The sequence below is a fragment of the Burkholderia sp. FW306-1C-G01B genome, from assembly GCF_058781685.1.
In genome coordinates this window covers 277390-294196 of the sequence record NZ_JBYSWZ010000006.1, presented here as the reverse complement: position 1 = coordinate 294196, position 16807 = coordinate 277390, and the positions used below count along the sequence as shown (strand labels likewise).

Annotated in this window: 15 protein-coding genes; 12 read left to right on the top strand and 3 right to left on the bottom strand. The window is 68.5% G+C overall.

Annotation, left to right across the window (positions count from 1 at the left end; translation table 11 throughout):
- The first annotated feature begins 40 nt into the window (after positions 1-40).
- Both AC3WLY_RS14710 and AC3WLY_RS14705 read left to right on the top strand, forming a co-directional pair.
- Positions 41-1438, top strand: coding sequence for an aspartate aminotransferase family protein (locus tag AC3WLY_RS14710; RefSeq protein WP_175963383.1), 1398 nt, complete (start codon positions 41-43; stop codon positions 1436-1438).
- Between the two features lie 29 nt (positions 1439-1467).
- Positions 1468-2907, top strand: a complete 1440-nt coding sequence (locus tag AC3WLY_RS14705) for an aldehyde dehydrogenase family protein (protein WP_492308673.1) — start codon at positions 1468-1470, stop codon at positions 2905-2907.
- A 19-nt stretch (positions 2908-2926) separates the two neighbouring features.
- Here the strand turns inward: AC3WLY_RS14705 and AC3WLY_RS14700 are convergent, their stop codons facing one another.
- A complete protein-coding gene (locus AC3WLY_RS14700; protein WP_425130643.1) occupies positions 2927-3781 on the bottom strand; it encodes a FadR/GntR family transcriptional regulator in 855 nt (284 codons plus the stop codon).
- Positions 3782-4010: 229 nt separating this feature from the next.
- On the opposite strand from AC3WLY_RS14700, the gene AC3WLY_RS14695 reads away from it, so the two are divergent.
- The 8 genes from AC3WLY_RS14695 to AC3WLY_RS14660 all read left to right on the top strand — a co-directional run bounded on the left by AC3WLY_RS14695 (position 4011) and on the right by AC3WLY_RS14660 (position 12799).
- Positions 4011-5219, top strand: a complete 1209-nt coding sequence (locus AC3WLY_RS14695) for an ABC transporter substrate-binding protein (protein WP_492308674.1) — start codon at positions 4011-4013, stop codon at positions 5217-5219.
- A 69-nt stretch (positions 5220-5288) separates the two neighbouring features.
- Positions 5289-6149, top strand: a complete 861-nt coding sequence (locus AC3WLY_RS14690) for a branched-chain amino acid ABC transporter permease (RefSeq protein ID WP_072440443.1) — start codon at positions 5289-5291, stop codon at positions 6147-6149.
- The gene (locus AC3WLY_RS14685; protein ID WP_425130644.1) at positions 6146-7189 is read left to right on the top strand and encodes a branched-chain amino acid ABC transporter permease; all 1044 of its coding nucleotides are present in this window, start codon (positions 6146-6148) and stop codon (positions 7187-7189) included. The genes AC3WLY_RS14690 and AC3WLY_RS14685 overlap by 4 nt, the downstream gene beginning before the upstream one ends.
- A complete protein-coding gene (locus tag AC3WLY_RS14680) occupies positions 7186-7953 on the top strand; it encodes an ABC transporter ATP-binding protein (RefSeq protein WP_072440446.1) in 768 nt (255 codons plus the stop codon). The genes AC3WLY_RS14685 and AC3WLY_RS14680 overlap by 4 nt, the downstream gene beginning before the upstream one ends.
- A complete protein-coding gene (locus AC3WLY_RS14675; protein ID WP_425130645.1) occupies positions 7950-8651 on the top strand; it encodes an ABC transporter ATP-binding protein in 702 nt (233 codons plus the stop codon). The genes AC3WLY_RS14680 and AC3WLY_RS14675 overlap by 4 nt, the downstream gene beginning before the upstream one ends.
- 34 nt (positions 8652-8685) lie before the next feature.
- Positions 8686-9984: a Zn-dependent hydrolase gene (locus AC3WLY_RS14670; protein ID WP_492308675.1), complete on the top strand. Its 1299-nt coding sequence runs from the start codon at positions 8686-8688 to the stop codon at positions 9982-9984.
- The gene (locus tag AC3WLY_RS14665; RefSeq protein WP_492308676.1) at positions 9981-11489 is read left to right on the top strand and encodes a M81 family metallopeptidase; all 1509 of its coding nucleotides are present in this window, start codon (positions 9981-9983) and stop codon (positions 11487-11489) included. The genes AC3WLY_RS14670 and AC3WLY_RS14665 overlap by 4 nt, the downstream gene beginning before the upstream one ends.
- A gap of 122 nt (positions 11490-11611) precedes the next feature.
- A complete protein-coding gene (locus tag AC3WLY_RS14660; protein WP_492308677.1) occupies positions 11612-12799 on the top strand; it encodes a YncE family protein in 1188 nt (395 codons plus the stop codon).
- Between the two features lie 75 nt (positions 12800-12874).
- Here the strand turns inward: AC3WLY_RS14660 and AC3WLY_RS14655 are convergent, their stop codons facing one another.
- Positions 12875-13009, bottom strand: a complete 135-nt coding sequence (locus AC3WLY_RS14655) for a hypothetical protein (protein WP_492308678.1) — start codon at positions 13007-13009, stop codon at positions 12875-12877.
- A gap of 401 nt (positions 13010-13410) precedes the next feature.
- Here AC3WLY_RS14655 and AC3WLY_RS14650 point away from each other — a divergent pair, with 401 nt between their 5' ends.
- A complete protein-coding gene (locus AC3WLY_RS14650) occupies positions 13411-13854 on the top strand; it encodes a hypothetical protein (protein ID WP_310136105.1) in 444 nt (147 codons plus the stop codon).
- Positions 13855-13943: 89 nt separating this feature from the next.
- Positions 13944-14756, top strand: coding sequence for an alpha/beta fold hydrolase (locus AC3WLY_RS14645; RefSeq protein ID WP_492332682.1), 813 nt, complete (start codon positions 13944-13946; stop codon positions 14754-14756).
- Positions 14757-14811: 55 nt separating this feature from the next.
- On the opposite strand, the gene AC3WLY_RS14640 is transcribed toward AC3WLY_RS14645, so the two are convergent.
- Positions 14812-16800, bottom strand: coding sequence for a DUF4034 domain-containing protein (locus AC3WLY_RS14640; protein WP_492308679.1), 1989 nt, complete (start codon positions 16798-16800; stop codon positions 14812-14814).
- Between the last annotated feature and the right edge of the window lie 7 nt (positions 16801-16807).

Below are 16807 nucleotides of genomic sequence, written 5' to 3'. Positions count from 1 at the left end.
GCCGGATACCGGTTTTGAAACCCTGAAGGAGGAGTGACCCATGAACGCCGTTGACGTCAATCCCGATGCGGACCTGCAGGCGCTCGGCAAGCGCCACCTGCTGATGCACTTCACGCACGCCGATGCGTATCGCGACCACGCGCTGACCGTGTTCGACCGCGGCGAAGGCTGCTGGCTCGTCGACCGCAACGGCAAGCGCTACTTCGATGCGCTGGCCGGGCTGTACTGCGTGCAGGTCGGCTACAGCCACGGCGCGGAGATCGGCGACGCGATCCGCGAGCAGATGGTGCGGCTGCCGTTCGCAACCAACTGGGGCTATGGCCACGAACCGGCGATCCGGCTCGCGCACAAGCTCGCGGCGCTCGCGCCGGACGGCCTGAATCGCGTGTTCTTCACGTCGAGCGGGTCGGAGTCGAACGAGTCGGCGATCAAGCTGGTGCGCCAGTATCACCAGTCGCGCGGGGAGCCGCAGCGGCGCAAGTTCATCGCGCGGCGTGTCGCGTATCACGGCACGTCGTTCGGCGCGCTCGCGCTGAACGGAATGACGAACTTCCGCAAGCATTTCGAGCCGCTGATGTCGGGCGTGCGGCATGTGGGCAACACGAAGCGCTATGGCCGCCCGACGGGCGAGACGGAAGCGCAGTTCACGCGCCACTTGCTCGACGAGATCGAATCGCTGATCGTGCAGGAAGGGCCGGACACGGTGGCCGCGATCGTCGTCGAGCCGCTGCAGAACGCGGGCGGCAGCCTGACGCCGCCGGCCGGCTACGCGGCCGGGCTGCGCGACATCTGCGACCGGCACGGCGTGCTGCTCGTCGCGGACGAAGTCATCTGCGGGTTCGGACGGCTCGGCGAATATTTCGGGTCTGCGCGCTACGGGCTGAAGCCGGACGTCATCACGTTCGCGAAAGGCATCGCGTCGGGCTACGTGCCGCTCGGCGGCGTGATCGCGAGCGACGCGGTCGTCGACACCGTGCTCGACGGGCCGCAGCAGATGTTCCTGCACGGCGCGACGTACGGCGGCCATCCGGTCGCATGCACGGCCGCGCTCGCGAACCTCGCGATCATGGAACGCGAAGGCGTGCTTGCGAACGTCCGCGCCAACGAAGCGGTGTTCCGCCAGACGCTCGACGGCCTGCTCGAACTGCCGTGCGTCGGCGACGTGCGCGGCGACGGCTACCACTACTCGCTCGAACTCGTGACCGACAAGGCCGCGCGTCGCTGGTCGGCCGGCATCGGCGCGCAGGCGTTCGTGTCGACGCTGCTCGCGCCCGCGATCTTCGACGCGGGGCTGCTGTGTCGTGCGGGTGTCGATCATGAGGGCACGCCGATCGTGCAGTTCTCGCCGCCGCTCGTGATGTCGCGCGACGAGATCGTGTGGTTCGTCGCGCAAATCCGCGACATCCTCGTCGACGCCTATGCACGCGCGACGCGCTGAGCCGGCATCCGTCACAACAGGAGCATTCGATGCGAACGTCACAACAGTCCTATATCGGCGGCCAGTGGTTCGACCCGGCCGATGCACGGTCGATCGACGTGATCGACCCGGCCACCGCGCGGCCGTATGCGCAGCTCGGGATCGGCGGCGCGGCCGACGTCGACCGCGCGGTCGGCACGGCGAAGCAGGCCTTCGACACGTACTCGCGCTGGTCCGTGGACGAGCGCGTCGCGCTGCTGCGGCGCGTGCTCGACATTTATCGGCGCCGCTACGATGAGGTCGCGCAAACGATCAGCCAGGAGATGGGCGCGCCGATCGCATTCGCGCGCGCGATGCAGGCCGCGGTCGGCACCGCGCATCTCGAACAGACGATCCGCGCGCTGCAGTCATTCCGCTTCAGCACGCAGACCGATTCGCTGCTGGTGTCGCACGAGCCGATCGGCGTGTGTGCGCTGATCACGCCGTGGAACTGGCCGATCAACCAGATCGTGTGCAAGGTGGCGCCGGCGCTCGCGGCCGGTTGCACGATGGTGCTCAAGCCGAGCGAGATCGCACCGTTCAGCGCGATCCTGTTTGCCGAAATTTTGCATGAAGCCGGCGTGCCGCCCGGCGTGTTCAACCTCGTGCACGGCTACGGGCATGAAGCGGGCGATGCGCTGTCGCGGCACCCGGATGTCGACATGGTGTCGTTCACGGGTTCGACGCGTGCGGGCGTCGAGGTCGCGAAGGCCGCCGCCGATACCGTGAAGCGCGTGCACCAGGAGCTCGGCAGCAAGAGCCCGAACCTGATCCTGCCCGACGCCGATATCGACGATGCGGTCACGCGCGGCGTGCGCAGCTGCTTCAGCAACAGCGGCCAGTCATGCAACGCGCCGACGCGCATGCTCGTGCATGCCGATCATCTGGCGCTGGCCGAGCAGGCTGCGCGCCGCGAGGCGGAACGCACCGTCGTCGGCGATCCGCGTTCGCAGGAGACGGGCATCGGGCCGGTGGTCAGCCGCACGCAGTTCGACCGCATCCAGCATTTCATCCGGCTCGGGATCGACGAAGGCGCGACGCTCGTCGCCGGCGGCCCCGGGCGGCCGGCCGGGCTCGGCGACGGCTTCTACGTGCGGCCGACGGTGTTCTCGAACGTCGCGCCGGGCATGACGATCGCGACCGAGGAAATCTTCGGGCCGGTGCTGTCGATCATGACCTACCGCACGGAGGACGAGGCCGTCGCGCTCGCGAACGATTCGGTCTACGGGCTCGCGGCCTACGTGCAGTCGAAGGATCTCGAACGCGCGCGCCGGATCGCCGCACGGCTGCGTGTCGGCAACGTCCACATCAACTATCCGGCATGGAACCCGGCCGCGCCGTTCGGCGGCTACAAGCGCTCGGGCAACGGGCGCGAGTATGCGGAATTCGGCCTCGTCGAGTATCTGGAGACGAAGGGCACGACGGGGTACACGGAAGGCGGCGCGCGATAAAGTCTGCGTTTGCCGACGATCAGCCCTCTTCGGGATCCGTTGCGGCCGCATCGGATCCCGCAACGGGAGCGGCGGCCCGCCTGCGAATCTCGGAGTCGAGGATCAGACGCCCGCGCAGCTTGCCTTTCATCCGCTTCACATGCTTGGGCGCCTCGGTCATGTGCTCGACCATCAGCGCACGGACGCGCTCGGCATCGCGCTCGCGCGCGGCCTGCAGGATCGCCTTGTGGATCGACACGTTCGCTGCGCCGAAGCGCTTGTGCTCGACGAGCGGCGTATCGTTCCGGAACTCGATCAACTGCCGGATCATCTCGTTGATCAGCTCGCAGCTGAATCGCAGGAACGGGTTCGGGTTCGCGGCCGCGAGGATGTCGTGGAACGTCGTGTCCTCCTGTCGCTGGCGCAGCATGTGGCCGCGGTCGTGCACGCCCGACGCGCCGTCGCAACACGCGATGTTCGACTCCAGCGCGGCGAAGTCGCGCTCGCTCAGGTGCGGCACGGCGCCCGCCGCCAGTTCGGGTTCGAGCAGCTGCCGCACCGTATAGATGTCGTCGATCGTCACGTCCTTGAAGAACAGGTAGTTCTGCAGGAGCTGCAGCGTGCGGTCGAGCGGCACCTCGACGACCATCCCGCCGCCCGACGGCCCCGTCGTGACCTTGATGAGCCCCTGCACCTCGAGCGACTTCAGCGCCTCGCGGATCGTGCTCTTGCTCACGGCATAGAGCTGCTGCAGCTCGGCTTCGCGCGGCAGGCGGTCGCCCGGCTTCAGGTCCTTCTCGGTGATCAGCCGCTTGATCTCCTCGGCGACGAGGTCGGCCCGCTTCGGCTGCTTGATTTCGACCGCGAGGCCCGCCCTGGCTCGGTCCATGACCATCTTCATGACTCCTTTGTCTGACTGCGCGCCGCATCATCGTCGACGATCCGTTCCGGCGCAGGGTACGGAATTTTGCCTGATTGACACCAATTTTGATCAACTCTAGCATCAGGTTCATTCTATTTATCATGATAAATAGGATCAACCGGCGGCGCGCATCCTGCAGGGCGTGGGCACGGTTTGGCAGTCGGTCGCATCGCGTGTGTCCCCCTTTATCAGGAGCGTCAACTTGAATCGCCGAGAACTGTTGAAACTGGCCGCACTGTCGGCCGTGCCGGGTGCGCTCGGCAGCATGTCGTCCCGTGCCGCGTTCGCGCAGGGGTCGACCATCCAGCTTGCGTGCCCGGTGCCGATGTCGGGGCCGTTCGCCGCCAACGGCAAGTACGCCGATCTCGGCATGCAGCTCGCCGTCAAGCAATACGGCAAGGTGCTCGGCGCGCCGCTTGCCTATACGGCGCTCGACACCGAGGGCAAACCCGCGACCGCCGTGCGGCGCGTGCAGGAGATCGCGCAGCAGAAGGGCGTGCGCTTCTTCGCGGGCGGCATCCTGTCGTCCGAATCGCTGGCGATGGGCAAGGAAGTCCAGAAGGCGGACGGCGTGTTCATCACCACGGCCGGCGCGGACGAAATCACCGGCAAGGATTGCAACGCCGCGACGTTCCGCTGGTCGGTGCCGACCTTCGGCGCGATCGAGCAGACGGTGCGCCCGTTGATCCAGATGCTGCCGAAGGCGAAGCGCTGGTACACGATCACGCCGCAATACGTGTTCGGCGACGGCCTGCTGTCGGCCGCGAAAGCGATCTTCAAGGAGAAGGGCATCGAGCATGTCGGCAACAGCTACCACTCGCTCGCCGAGAAGGAGTTCAGCGGCTACCTGACGAACGCGGCGGCCGCGCAGCCGGACGTGCTGCTGATCCTGAACTTCGGCTCGCAATCGTCGGACACGCTGCGCCAGGCCGTCAGCTTCGGGATGAAGCGCAACTGCACGATCCTGCTCGCGTGGGCATCGGGCCTCGAGCAGTTCGAGGCGCTCGGCCCCGACATCTGCGACGGCGTGTATTTCGGCGCGCAGTACTGGCACGGCATCGACTCGCCGCTGAACCGCGACCTGGTGAAGCGCGCGAACGCCGCGTTCAAGGCGAACCCGAACTACAGCCTCGCGGGTTCGTACATCTGCTCGAAGATCCTGATCGACGCGATGGTGAGGGCCGGCAGCGCAGATCCGAAGAAGGTCGTCGCGGCGATGGAGGGCATGAAGTACGACGGCCTTACGGGCCCGGAGGAAATCCGCAAGGCCGACCACCAGGTGCTGAAGAACTACTACCTGCTGAAGGGCAAGCCGAAGGGCCGGATGAAGAGCGCGGACGACTATGCCGACATCGTCAGCTCGGGCCAGTCGTTCCTGCCGGTCGACAAGACGGGCTGCAAGCTCGCGTGACGCCGTGCATGCGTCCGCGGCCATCGTGCGCCGCGGACGTCCGTTACCTTCCTTTCCGACACGGAAGCCATGAACGTCTATCTGCTGCAGATCGTCAACGGCATCGGCGTGGGCATGCTGTATTTCCTGCTCGCCGTCGGCCTGTCGATCGTGTTCGGCCTGCTGCGCTTCGTGAATTTCGCTCACGGCGCGTTCTACCTGCTCGGTGCGTATCTCTGCTACCAGGCGCTGCAATGGTCGGCGAATTTCTGGGTCGCGCTCGCGGTCGTGCCGCTCGTCGTCGGCGCGTTCGCATGGGGCGTCGAAAAGCTCGTGCTGCGTCATGTGTACGCGCAGCAGCATGAATTCCACATCCTGGCGACGGTCGGGCTCGCGCTCGTGCTGCAGGAGTGCGCGATCCTCGCATGGGGCCCGCTCGGCGACAACGTGCCGCCGCCCGACGCGCTGAACGGCGTCGTGATCTGGGGCGGCTTCGTCTACCCGAAATACCGGCTGTTCGTGATCGCGTTCACGGCCGTGCTCGCCGCGTTGCTGTGGTGGGTGCTCGAAGGCACGCGGCTCGGCAGCACGGTGCGCGCGGGCAGCGAATCGACGGAGATGGTCTCGCTGCTCGGCATCAACGTGACGCGCGTGTTCAGCCTCGTGTTCGCGCTCGGCGCGGCGACGGCGGCACTCGCGGGCGTGCTCGCCGCGCCGATCCGCGGCGTCGATCCGTTCATGGGCATCGAGGCGCTCGGCGTCGCGTTCGTCGTGGTCGTCGTCGGCGGGATGGGGAATTTTCTCGGCGCGCTCGTCGGCGGGCTGCTGGTCGGCATCGTGCAGAGCCTGATGAGCACGCTGTGGCCGGAAGGCGCGCGATTGATGATCTACGTCGCGATGGCGGCCGTGCTGCTGCTGCGTCCGAACGGGTTGCTGGGGAGGGCCGCATGATCGAATCGTCGAAACCGCTGCCGCCGGGGGCGGCGGCCTCGCAGCGCGCGCCGGCATGGCGCGCCGCGTTGCAACGCCCGGAAGGCTGGCTCGCGGTGGCCGTGGCCTGCGTGCTGCCGCTCGTGTTGAGTTCGGGGTCGCTCGCGACCGAGGTGCTGGTGTTCGCGCTCGCCGCGCTCGGCTGCAACCTGCTGCTCGGCTACACGGGGCTGTTGTCGTTCGGGCAGGGCATCTTCTTCGGGCTCGGCAGCTACGCGGCGGGGCTCGTGCTGACGCGCGGCGTCGCGTCGGTGAGCGTCGCGCTGCTCTCTGCCGCCGCGCTCGGCGCCGTCGCGGCAGCGCTCGTCGGCTGGTTCTCGATCCGGCAGCGCGGCACCTATTTCGTGATGCTGACGCTCGCGTTCGGGCAGCTGTTCTACTTTCTCGCCTATACGACGCCGGACGTCACGGGCGGCGACAACGGGCTGCTCGACATCCCGCGCCCCGCGCTCGCCGCGTTCGGGCATCCGCTCGTTTCGCTCGATTCGCCGTGGCGCTACTACGGCTTCGTCGCGGTGCTGTTCGTCGCGGTGTTCTGGCTGCTGCTGCGCGTGTCGCGCTCGGTGTTCGGCCGTACGCTGCTCGCGATCCGCGACAACGAGGCGCGCGCGGCGGCGGCCGGCTACGACGTGAAGCGCTTCAAGCTCGCGGCGTTCGTGATCTCGGGTGCGGTCACGGGCCTCGCGGGTGCGCTGCACGCGTTGATGACGGGCATCGCGCCGCTGTCGAACATCGACTATCACACGAGCGAGATGATCCTCGTGATGACGGTGATCGGCGGCACCGGCAACCTGTTCGCGTCGGTGCTCGGCGCGGCGTTCTACGTGCTGTTCGCGGACTGGCTGGCGACGCTGTGGCCGCGCTGGCTGCTGCTGCTCGGCCTCGTGCTGATCGCGGTCAGCCTGTTCATGCAGCGCGGGTTGTGGGGGCTGGGCGAACGCGTTGCGGCGTCGCTTCGGCGCACCGGACGCACGGCGGCTACAGCCAGGGAGCAGCAATGAGCGAAGCGATTCTCGAGGCGCGCGGCGTGGTCAAGCGCTACGGCAAGTTCACGGCGCTGGGCGGCGTCGACCTGCGGATCATGCCGCGCACCGTGCATTCGGTGATCGGCCCGAACGGTGCGGGCAAGACGACGCTGTTCCATACGCTGACGGGCACGCTGCCGATCACGTCGGGCTCGATCCTGTTCGACGGTCACGACGTGTCGCGCGAACCCGATCACAAGCGCGTGCGGCGCGGCATCGCACGCTCGTTCCAGGTGACGAGCCTGTTTCCGAACCTGAGCGTGCGCGAGAACCTGCGGGTTGCCGCACAGGGCGTTGAATCGCGGCGCGCGCTGAATCCGTGGACGCCGCCGCGCGGTGCGCTCGCGCACGACGGCATCGTCGACGACGTGCTCGAGCGGCTCGGCCTGCAGCGCTTCGCCGACACGGCGGCCGGCGTGCTGTCGCACGGCCAGCAGCGCCGGCTCGAGGTCGGGATGGCGCTGGCGGCGCGGCCGCGCGCGATCTTTCTCGACGAACCGACGTCGGGCATGGGGATCGACGATCTCGACGACATGAAGGCGCTGATCCGTGGCCTGCGCGACGACTACACGGTCGTGCTGATCGAACACAACATGGGAATCGTGATGGACATCTCCGACACGATCACGGTGATGCAGCAGGGCCGCGTGCTGGTCGAAGGCAAGCCCGACGCGATTCGCGGCGACGAGCGCGTGCGCAGTGCGTATCTCGGCAACATGATCACGGGAGGCCGCGCATGATGCTCGACGTGAAGGAGGTCCATGCGTGCTACGGCAAGAGCCACGTCCTGCAGGGCATGACGCTGAACGTGAACGAAGGCGAGACGGTGACGCTGCTCGGCCGCAACGGCGCGGGCAAGTCGACGACGCTCAAGACGATCGCGGGCGTCGTCGCGCCGACCGGCGGCGCGGTGACGTTCGCGGGCCGGCCGATCGCCGGGCAGCCCGCGCACCGAATCGCCGCGCGCGGCCTGTGCTTCGTGCCCGAGCATCGCGGGATTTTCCGGCTGCTGTCGGTCGAGGAAAACCTGCGGCTCGGCGCGCGCCGCGATTCGCCGTGGCAGCTCGACGACATCTACCGGATCTTTCCGCGCCTGAAGGAGCGCCGCCGCAACGGCGGCGCGCAGCTGTCGGGCGGCGAGCAGCAGATGCTCGCGATCGGCCGCGCGCTGATGAACCACCCGCGGCTGCTGATGCTCGACGAGCCGGTCGAGGGGCTCGCACCGGTGATCGTCGAGGAGATCGTCGAGCAGTTGAAGCGGATCAAGGCGGCCGGCGTCGCGATCCTGCTCGTCGAACAGAACCTCGAAGTGTGCACCCGGCTTGCGGACCGCCACTTCGTGATCGAACAGGGCGTGATCGTCTACGAAGGCAGCAACGCGGCGTTCGCCGCCGATCACGAGGTGAAGGACCGTTACCTGGGCGTCGGCGTCGCGTAAGCGCCGTGCCCTTTCATTGCGAGGAATTCCATCGATGCAAGTTCAGGATTCGACACCGGGCGTCGCGGCGTCCGGCTTGCGCGTCGACGGCGCGCGGCTGTGGGACAGCCTGATGCGCCTCGCGCGGATCGGCGCGACCGACAAAGGGGGCGTGTGCCGCCTCGCGCTCACCGAACTCGATCGCGAGGCGCGCGACCTGTTCGTCGCATGGGCGAAGGAAACCGGCTGCACGGTGCGTGTCGACGCGATCGGCAACATCTTCGCGCGGCGTGCGGGCGAACGCGACGACCTGCCGCCCGTGACGACGGGCAGCCATATCGACACGCAGCCGACCGGCGGCAAGTTCGACGGCAACTATGGCGTGCTCGCGGGCCTCGAAGTGCTGCGCACACTCGACGACGTGGGCGTGCGCACGCGTGCGCCGCTCGAGGTCGCCGTCTGGACCAACGAGGAAGGCTCGCGCTTCGTGCCCGTGATGATGGGCTCCGGCGTGTTCGCGGGCGCGTTCACGCTCGACCACGCGCTCGCGCAGTGCGATCGCGACGGCGTGTCGGTGCGCGACGCGCTTGTCGCGATCGGTTATGCGGGCGATGTGGACGATGTGGACGATGGGCGCGACGCGCATCCGGTCGGTGCGTATTTCGAAGCGCATATCGAGCAGGGGCCGGTGCTGGAGGCGCACGACACGACGATCGGCGTGGTCGAGGGCGCGCTCGGGCAGCGCTGGTATGACGTCACCGTGCACGGGATGGAGGCGCACGCGGGCCCGACGCCGATGGAGCTGCGGCGCGACGCGCTGCTGGTCGCGGCCGATCTCGTGCGCGCGGTGAACGGCATCGCGCGCGCGCATCCGCCTCACGGACGCGGCACGGTCGGCTGGGTCGACGTGTACCCGAATTCGCGCAACGTGATTCCTGGCCGCGTGACGCTGACCGTCGACCTGCGCGCGGCCGACGACGCGACGCTCGCGGCGATGGATGCGCAACTGCGCGCGACGTGCGCCGACCTGCGCGCATCGGCCGGCATGCGGATCGACGTCGAGCAGGTCGTGTACTTCCCGCCGCAGCCGTTCGACGCGACGCTGGTCGAGCGGGTTCGGGCCGGCGCGAGCGCGCTCGGGCTGTCGTCGATGAACGTGATCAGCGGTGCGGGCCACGACGCCGTGTATCTCGCGCGCGTTGCGCCGACCGCGATGATCTTCGTGCCGTGCAAGGACGGGATCAGCCACAACGAGATCGAGGACGCCGATCCGGCGCATCTGGAAGCCGGCTGCAACGTGCTGCTGCAGGCGATGCTGGGCGCTGCCGGGATCGTGGAAGGTGATGCACGATGAAAATCCTGATCGCCCGGATGAACCACGAGACCAACACGTTCTCGCCGGTGCCGACGCCGCTTGCCGCGTTCGGCCGCAACGGCCCCGACTGGGGCGACGACGCGTATCGCGCGAACCACGGGATGCGTACCGCGATGGCCGCGTTCATCGATGCGGCCGCGCGTGAAGGCGCTGAAATCGTGACGCCGGTGTCGGCGGCCGCGAACCCGAGCGGGCCCGTTGCGGCCGATGCGTATGCGGCGATCTGCGACGCGATCGTCGCGGCCGCGCCCGGCTGCGACGCGGTGATGCTCGACCTGCACGGCGCGATGGTCGCCGAGCAGAGCGCGGACGGCGAGGGCGACCTGCTCGCGCGCGTGCGCGCGGCGCTGCCCGACGCGCCGATCGCGGTCGCGCTTGATCTGCACGCGAACGTCACGCAGAAGATGATCGACCACGCGGACGTGATTGTCAGCTTCAAGACCTATCCGCATGTCGACATGTATGAGACGGGCGAGCATGCGGCGCGCGTGCTGCTCGACCGGCTTCATGGTCGCGCACGGCCGGTGCTTGCGTGGCGGCAACCGCCGCTGATGACGTCGACGCTGCGCAGCGCGAGCGCCGAAGGCGCGATGCGGCGCGCGGTGGAGGCCGCGCACGCGGCCGAGGCCGAGGTCGGTGGCGTGCTCGCCGTGTCGGTGCTTTCGGGTTTCTCGCTCGCGGACATTCCCGCGCCGTGCATCAGTGTCGTCGTGGTCGGCGACGGTGATCGCGCGGTGGCCGATGCCGTCGCCGAACGTATTGCGCGGCAGATCTGGGACGCACGCGACGAATTCGTCTACCGCAGCGCGCCGCTCGCGGAGTCGGTCGCGCAGGCCGCGGCGCTCGCGCGCGGCGCGGACCGCCCGGTGCTGATGCTCGATCACGGCGACAACTGCATGTCGGGCGGCCCGTGCGACACGATGGACCTGCTCGAAGAAGCGCTTGCGCAGGGGCTCGACGGGATCGTCAGCGGGCCGCTGTGCGACCCGCAAGCCGTCGCGGCGCTGATCGATGCGGGTGTTGGCGCGACCGTCACGGTGCCGGTCGGCAACCGGCTGCCGTCGCACGGCGGCGTGCGGCGCGAGCCGTTTCGCGCGACGGGTGTCGTGCGCGCCATTACCGACGGCGAATACGTGATCACGGGGCCGACCTATACGGGCCAGCGCGCGTACATGGGCCGCACGGCCGTGCTCGACATCGGCGCGGCGACGCTCGTCGTCACCGAGCGCACGCAGGAGCCGTGGGATCTCGGCGTGTTCGAGAGCGTCGGCGTCGATCCGCGCCGTGCGCGCTTCCTGCTGCTGAAATCGCGGATGTATTGCCGGCCGGTGTTCGTGCCGATCGCGGCCGCGCTGGTCGAATGCGACAGCCGCGGCGTGACGGGCTCGGACTACGGGCTGTTTCGCTACGAGCGGCTTGCGCGGCCCGTGTATCCGCTCGACAACGTCGATCGGTGGGAGCTGGGCGCGTCACCGGCGGCCTGACGGAGCGGGGCGCGAGACGCCGGATTTGCACGCTTTCGGGCATCATGCGATGGCAGCGGCCCGTCGAGCAGCAGGGTCGTGCAATCCATTGCGTCCGCAACCGATCCGGAGAATCGACCGCCATGCATTCGAATCCTTTCCGCTTGCGCAGCGCGCGCCTGCTCGCCGCGCTGACCCTCGCCACGACGGCCGTCGCCGTGCACGCCGCCGACTGGATCGTGTCCGGCAACGACGGCAAGTACCAGCGCGTCGAGGGCCGCGACACCTTCCTCGCCTCACCTCCCGCCGACACGCTGACGCTGCTCGACGCCAGCACGTTCCCGCCGAAAGTCGCATTGCAGGTCGACGTCGAGAACGGCATTCAGGGGCCGCCGCAGGCCGTCGCGATCACGCCCGACGCGAAGCTCGCGCTCGTCGGCGCGCCGACGCGCTACGACGCGGCCGCGAAGCAGCTCCTGTTCGACACGTTCCTGCAGGTCGTGAATCTCGACGCCGCTCCGCCCGCAATCACGCGCATCGAGCTCGGCACGCATCCGCAAGGGATCGCGATCGACCGTTCGGGCCGGCTCGCGCTTGTCGCCAATGTCGACGGCAGCGTATCGATCCTGCGCATCGACGGCACGCACGTGACGCTCGACGGCAACCTGAAGATCGGCAAGAAGCGGCTCGCAGGGATCAGCTTCACGCACGACGGCAAGCATGCGCTCGTGTCGCTGCGCGACGAGCAGGGCGTCGCGGTGCTGAACGTCGACGACGGCAAGGCGACCGACAGCGGCACGCGCCTGAGCACGGGCGTCGCGCCTTACACGATCGACGTGTCGAGCGACAACCGCTGGGCGGTCGTCAGCAACGTCGGGCTCGCGGGGCTGCCGGGCTATGCGGGCACGCTCGCGGGCGACGCCGATACGGTCGCGCTGATCGACGTGTCGCGCGTGCCGTTCCGGACGGTCCAGTACCTGACGGTGCCGTCGCTGCCGGAAGGCGTCGCGATTTCGCCGAACGGGAAATGGATCGCCGTGCAGGCGATGGACGGCTCGAACCTGACGCCCGACAATCCGGGCCGCCGCAAGCTCGGCAAGGTGCTGCTGTTCGAGATCCGCGACGGGCAGGCCGTGCAGACCAGCGAGTTGCCCGGCGGCGAAGCCGCGCAGGGCATCGTGTTTACCGCCGACAACCGGCACGTGATCGTGCAGTTCAACGTCGAACGGCAACTGGCGCTCTATGCGGTGGAAGGCGGCAAGCTGCGCGATACGGGCAAGCGTATTGCGTTGACCGGTGGGCCGTCTTCGTTGAGGACGTTGCCGCGCTGACGCGCGGGGCGCCGGTTCGTTCACCTCCGTGCATTCATGCGGCGCCCGGATTTTCCAGGCGCCTGTCGATGCGCGTTACGGCCGCAGCAGATCGAACCCGCCGAATACGACGACACCGCTGAGCGCGATCATCGCAACGGAATGCTGGCCGAAGTAGAGAATCGCGGCGGCAAGCCACGTCGCGATGCAGAAGGCGCCGATGCGGGCCATCGTGTGTTCCTCGAATGCGTAATGAAGTGGGCGCCGCCCGGCGTGCACCGCTCGACCCGGCGAGCGGTGCACGAAGGCGGACGGAGAGGGCGACCCGCGAAGCCGCGACGGCGGCGCGGCACGCGCACGTGCCACGCCCGGAAGGGCGGGAGTCGAACCCGGCGGCGTTCCGCGACCGTGCCCGCAGGCCGTCGACGCGCGGATCCGCCCGGCAAAGCGGCAATTTTACCAGCGCCGTTTCGCTGCCAATCTGGCCCTTTCGCGACTTGAGTGCCGCGATCTACCGCGGAATCCGTCCGACCCCGATACTCAAGTTTGGTATGACGAATGTCGTAAACGAGTCGGAAGGCATTTCAATGCCACCCCGTCACGATTTGTTTACCGACACACGGACCGATACGATGCAGATCGATTTTTCCACGACCGCGCGAACCCCGCTGGCGGACGGCAGCGTTACAGCAAACGCGCCGGGCGCATCCGCCGACGGCGCAACGGATACCGCGGGTACCACCGGCACGACGAGTACCACCGGCGCGAAGAGTTCGACCGGCGGCAGCGGCGAAACGCTCGGCGCATCGGGCGCGTCGTCGGAAAGCCCGGCAGTCAGCCAGTTGAAGGCGCTGATCGAACGGCTGCAGAAGCAGCTCGCGACGCTCGAGCGGCAGATGGCGAGCGCGGCCCAGCGCGCGAAGGACGACCCGGCCGCGGCAGTCGAACAGCAGTCGCTGAGCGCGGAAGCCAGCGCGATCTCCGCGGCATTGGCGACGGCGATCTCGCAGCTCGCGGCGGCGATCGAGAAGTCGGGCGGCTCGTCGGCGGGCGGGCTGGTGTCGACGCAGGCCTGACGGTTCCCGGCTGCGCGCGGCCGTTAATGCCGCGTCGGCCGCACGCATTACAATCGCAAGCTCGTCTCCCTCGCAAGGACGGCAGAACGATGCATGCGGAACTCGACGACGACGAACTCGTCCGCTTCGACGCGCACGGCGGCACGCCGCTGCCGGCGGCCGATGCGCAAGGATGGCTGGAACACGACGGCGCGCGCATCTGGCACGCGTCGTTCGGCCAGGGCCCGCCGGTCGTGCTGCTGCACGGCGGCCTCGGCCACGGCGGCAACTGGGGCAACCAGGTGCCGGCGCTGCTCGCGGCCGGCTACCGCGCGATCCTGATCGACAGCCGCGGCCACGGCCGCAGCACGCGCGACGACCAACCGTATTCCTATGAACGCATGGCGTCGGACGTGCTTGCGGTCCTGGACGCGCTGCACGTCGACCGCGCACGCTTCGTCGGCTGGAGCGACGGCGCATGCACCGCGCTCGTGCTGGCGGCCCGCGCGCCGGAGCGCGCGGCCGGCGTGTTCTTCTTCGCGTGCAACATGGACCCGAGCGGCACGAAGGAGATGGTGCCGAGCCCGCTGATCGACCGCTGCTTCGCGCGCCACCGGAAGGACTACGCGCAACTGTCCGCAACGCCGGACCAGTTCGATGCATTCGTTTCGGCCGTCGGTGAAATGATGCGCACGCAACCGAATTACAGCGCACAGGATCTCGCGGCGATCGCGGTGCCGGTGACGATCGTACAGGGCGAGCACGACGAATTCATCCGGCCCGAGCATGCGGCGTATCTGGCGCGCACGATTCCGGGCGCGACGCTGACGATCCTGCCCGGCGTGAGCCACTTCGCGCCGCTGCAGCGGCCCGCGCGATTCAACGCGGCGATGCTGGCCTTCCTCGACCGGCTGCCGGGCTGACCGCTCGTGCGGCCCGCGCGCGCCGTCGATGGGTGCGCGCGTTGGTCGCTCGTGCTCAGACCATCGCGTTGTCGTTGCCGGGAATCTCGTGCGCCTTGATCTGCTTGCGGTGCAGTTTGTACAGCAGCTTGCCGAGCATGCCGTCCTCGTGACGCAGGCGCGTGATGTTGCGCACGTATTCGTCGTCCGGCGCGATCGCCTGGGCGCCCATGATCCAGCGCACGCTTTCGCGATAGTTGTAGAGCGATTTGTCGCGGCTGTCGGCCAGGATCGACGACAGCGCGGCCATCGCCGCCGGATGGCCGCCTTCCGCGTGGCGGCGCAGTTCGTCGACGTAACGATGGCGCGACGGGAGATCGTCGACGTCGGCGATGAACATCAGCATCGTCTCGAGGCCCTCGGTATGCCCCATCTCGTGCGCCATGCGCGCGGCCTCGACGGCTTCGACCTGCATGCGCGTGCGTTCGGCTTCGTCCTTGCTGGCGCCCGCGATGTGATAGTACGCAAACCCGAGCTTGTACGCGGCCATGTTGCCGCCGTCGTCGACCGACTCGCGGAAGTAATGGGCGGCGCGATACAGATCCTGCGTGACGTGCATGCCGTCTTCGTAGAAGCAGCCGAGCAGGTAGCCGCACGAATCGCCGCCCGCTTCATAGCCGAGTTCGCACAGCGCGACGGCGTCGGCGGGCCGACGGCCTTCGTCGCGCATCGCCGACGCGAGCTGGTTCCATGCGAGCGAGCCCGGCTCGTTCACACGCGCGGCTTCGAGCCACGCATCGCCGCGTGCGTCGTCCTGCGCGAAGCCGAACGTGCCGGTGCGATGGGCGTAGCCGCGCAGGATCATCGCCGACGTGCATGCGCGCGCATCCGATGCGCGCTCGATCGCGCCGGTCAGCCAGGTGCCCTGCGGATCGAGGTCGAGCGCGAGCCGTACGCCCATTGCCATCGCGTGGTTGTCGTCGATCGGCTGATCGCGCTCGGCTTCCCGCAGGCGCGCGTAAGCCTGCTCGTATTCGCTGCGCATGAAATGACTGTGCGCGAGCCAGTGCAGCGTTTCCCAGCGGTGATACGGATGCAGCGCGGCCCTGGCCCGCGCGAGCGTCGCGGCCATCGCGCGGCGTGCATCGTCGTCGTCGTCATTCGAATCGAGCGTATTGCCGATATGGTCGTCGCGCCAGATCTCGTGGCGCAGCCGGTCCTTCTCGACCGCGTCGAGGTGCGCGCACGCGTCGGAATCGACGAACGCGCGGACGTGGTCGTGCGAGCCGCCCCAGCGCGGCTGCATGTACCAGATGAACGTACGCATCGGGAAAAACTGGTGCGGGTGAATGTGCAGCGTCGCTTCCATCCAGTACCACTTGCCCTTGCGCAGCTTCTTGCCCTGGACGGGGCCGGGCAGCGCTTCCGGAAATGCCGCCGGGCAGGCGACGGGTACGTCGGGGTTCAGCCCCGAACGCGCGAGCATGCCCTGCAGTTCGGCGCGAGTGGCCTCGTCGTGGGCGCCGACGTTCAGGTGCAGCTCGGTCACGGGCCAGCGTCGCTGTTGCACGAGCTGCGTGAGCCACTCGGGTTCGTCGAACGACGACACGCTCGTGAAGATCACCTTCGGCGCGCTCCACATCGTCGGCGCGAGCACGAGCGCGCGCAGCGCGGCGACGATCGTCAGCGTTGCGCACGCATGCGCGCAGATCCAGCCGGTTTCTGTCACCGTCTCGGCCCAGCCGGAGCCGCGGTACTCGTACGCCCAGTGGTGCCAGTAATGCGCCTCGCACAGCCACGCGTGCGCGGATTGCGGGTTCGCGGCCTGCCAGGCGCGCAGGCGCGCGAGGCCTTCGGCGCCGGCTTCGATGCACGGCTGCACGTCGGCCGGCAGCGCGTCGACGTACAGCGCCTCGGCCGTGCGGTCGGCGAAGCTGGCGGCGAGCGCGGCGTCGAGCTGCGTGTCGAGCGCGGCAAAGTCGCCCGCGCGCAGCAGCGCGTCGACGTCGCAGATGAACCATCGGGACTTCGCGGGCGGAATCAGGTCGGCGGGAGCAGAGGACATGTCGGTG

Bases quoted from the DNA above. Each gene is read 5' to 3' on its own strand.
- AC3WLY_RS14710 (WP_175963383.1), top strand. From the start codon at position 41: ATGAACGCCGTTGACGTCAATCCCGATGCGGACCTGCAGGCGCTCGGC.
- AC3WLY_RS14705 (WP_492308673.1), top strand. From the start codon at position 1,468: ATGCGAACGTCACAACAGTCCTATATCGGCGGCCAGTGGTTCGACCCG.
- AC3WLY_RS14700 (WP_425130643.1), bottom strand. From the start codon at position 3,781: ATGGTCATGGACCGAGCCAGGGCGGGCCTCGCGGTCGAAATCAAGCAG.
- AC3WLY_RS14690 (WP_072440443.1), top strand. From the start codon at position 5,289: ATGAACGTCTATCTGCTGCAGATCGTCAACGGCATCGGCGTGGGCATG.
- AC3WLY_RS14685 (WP_425130644.1), top strand. From the start codon at position 6,146: ATGATCGAATCGTCGAAACCGCTGCCGCCGGGGGCGGCGGCCTCGCAG.
- AC3WLY_RS14680 (WP_072440446.1), top strand. From the start codon at position 7,186: ATGAGCGAAGCGATTCTCGAGGCGCGCGGCGTGGTCAAGCGCTACGGC.
- AC3WLY_RS14675 (WP_425130645.1), top strand. From the start codon at position 7,950: ATGATGCTCGACGTGAAGGAGGTCCATGCGTGCTACGGCAAGAGCCAC.
- AC3WLY_RS14670 (WP_492308675.1), top strand. From the start codon at position 8,686: ATGCAAGTTCAGGATTCGACACCGGGCGTCGCGGCGTCCGGCTTGCGC.
- AC3WLY_RS14665 (WP_492308676.1), top strand. From the start codon at position 9,981: ATGAAAATCCTGATCGCCCGGATGAACCACGAGACCAACACGTTCTCG.
- AC3WLY_RS14660 (WP_492308677.1), top strand. From the start codon at position 11,612: ATGCATTCGAATCCTTTCCGCTTGCGCAGCGCGCGCCTGCTCGCCGCG.
- AC3WLY_RS14655 (WP_492308678.1), bottom strand. From the start codon at position 13,009: ATGGCCCGCATCGGCGCCTTCTGCATCGCGACGTGGCTTGCCGCCGCG.
- AC3WLY_RS14650 (WP_310136105.1), top strand. From the start codon at position 13,411: ATGCAGATCGATTTTTCCACGACCGCGCGAACCCCGCTGGCGGACGGC.
- AC3WLY_RS14645 (WP_492332682.1), top strand. From the start codon at position 13,944: ATGCATGCGGAACTCGACGACGACGAACTCGTCCGCTTCGACGCGCAC.
- AC3WLY_RS14640 (WP_492308679.1), bottom strand. From the start codon at position 16,800: ATGTCCTCTGCTCCCGCCGACCTGATTCCGCCCGCGAAGTCCCGATGG.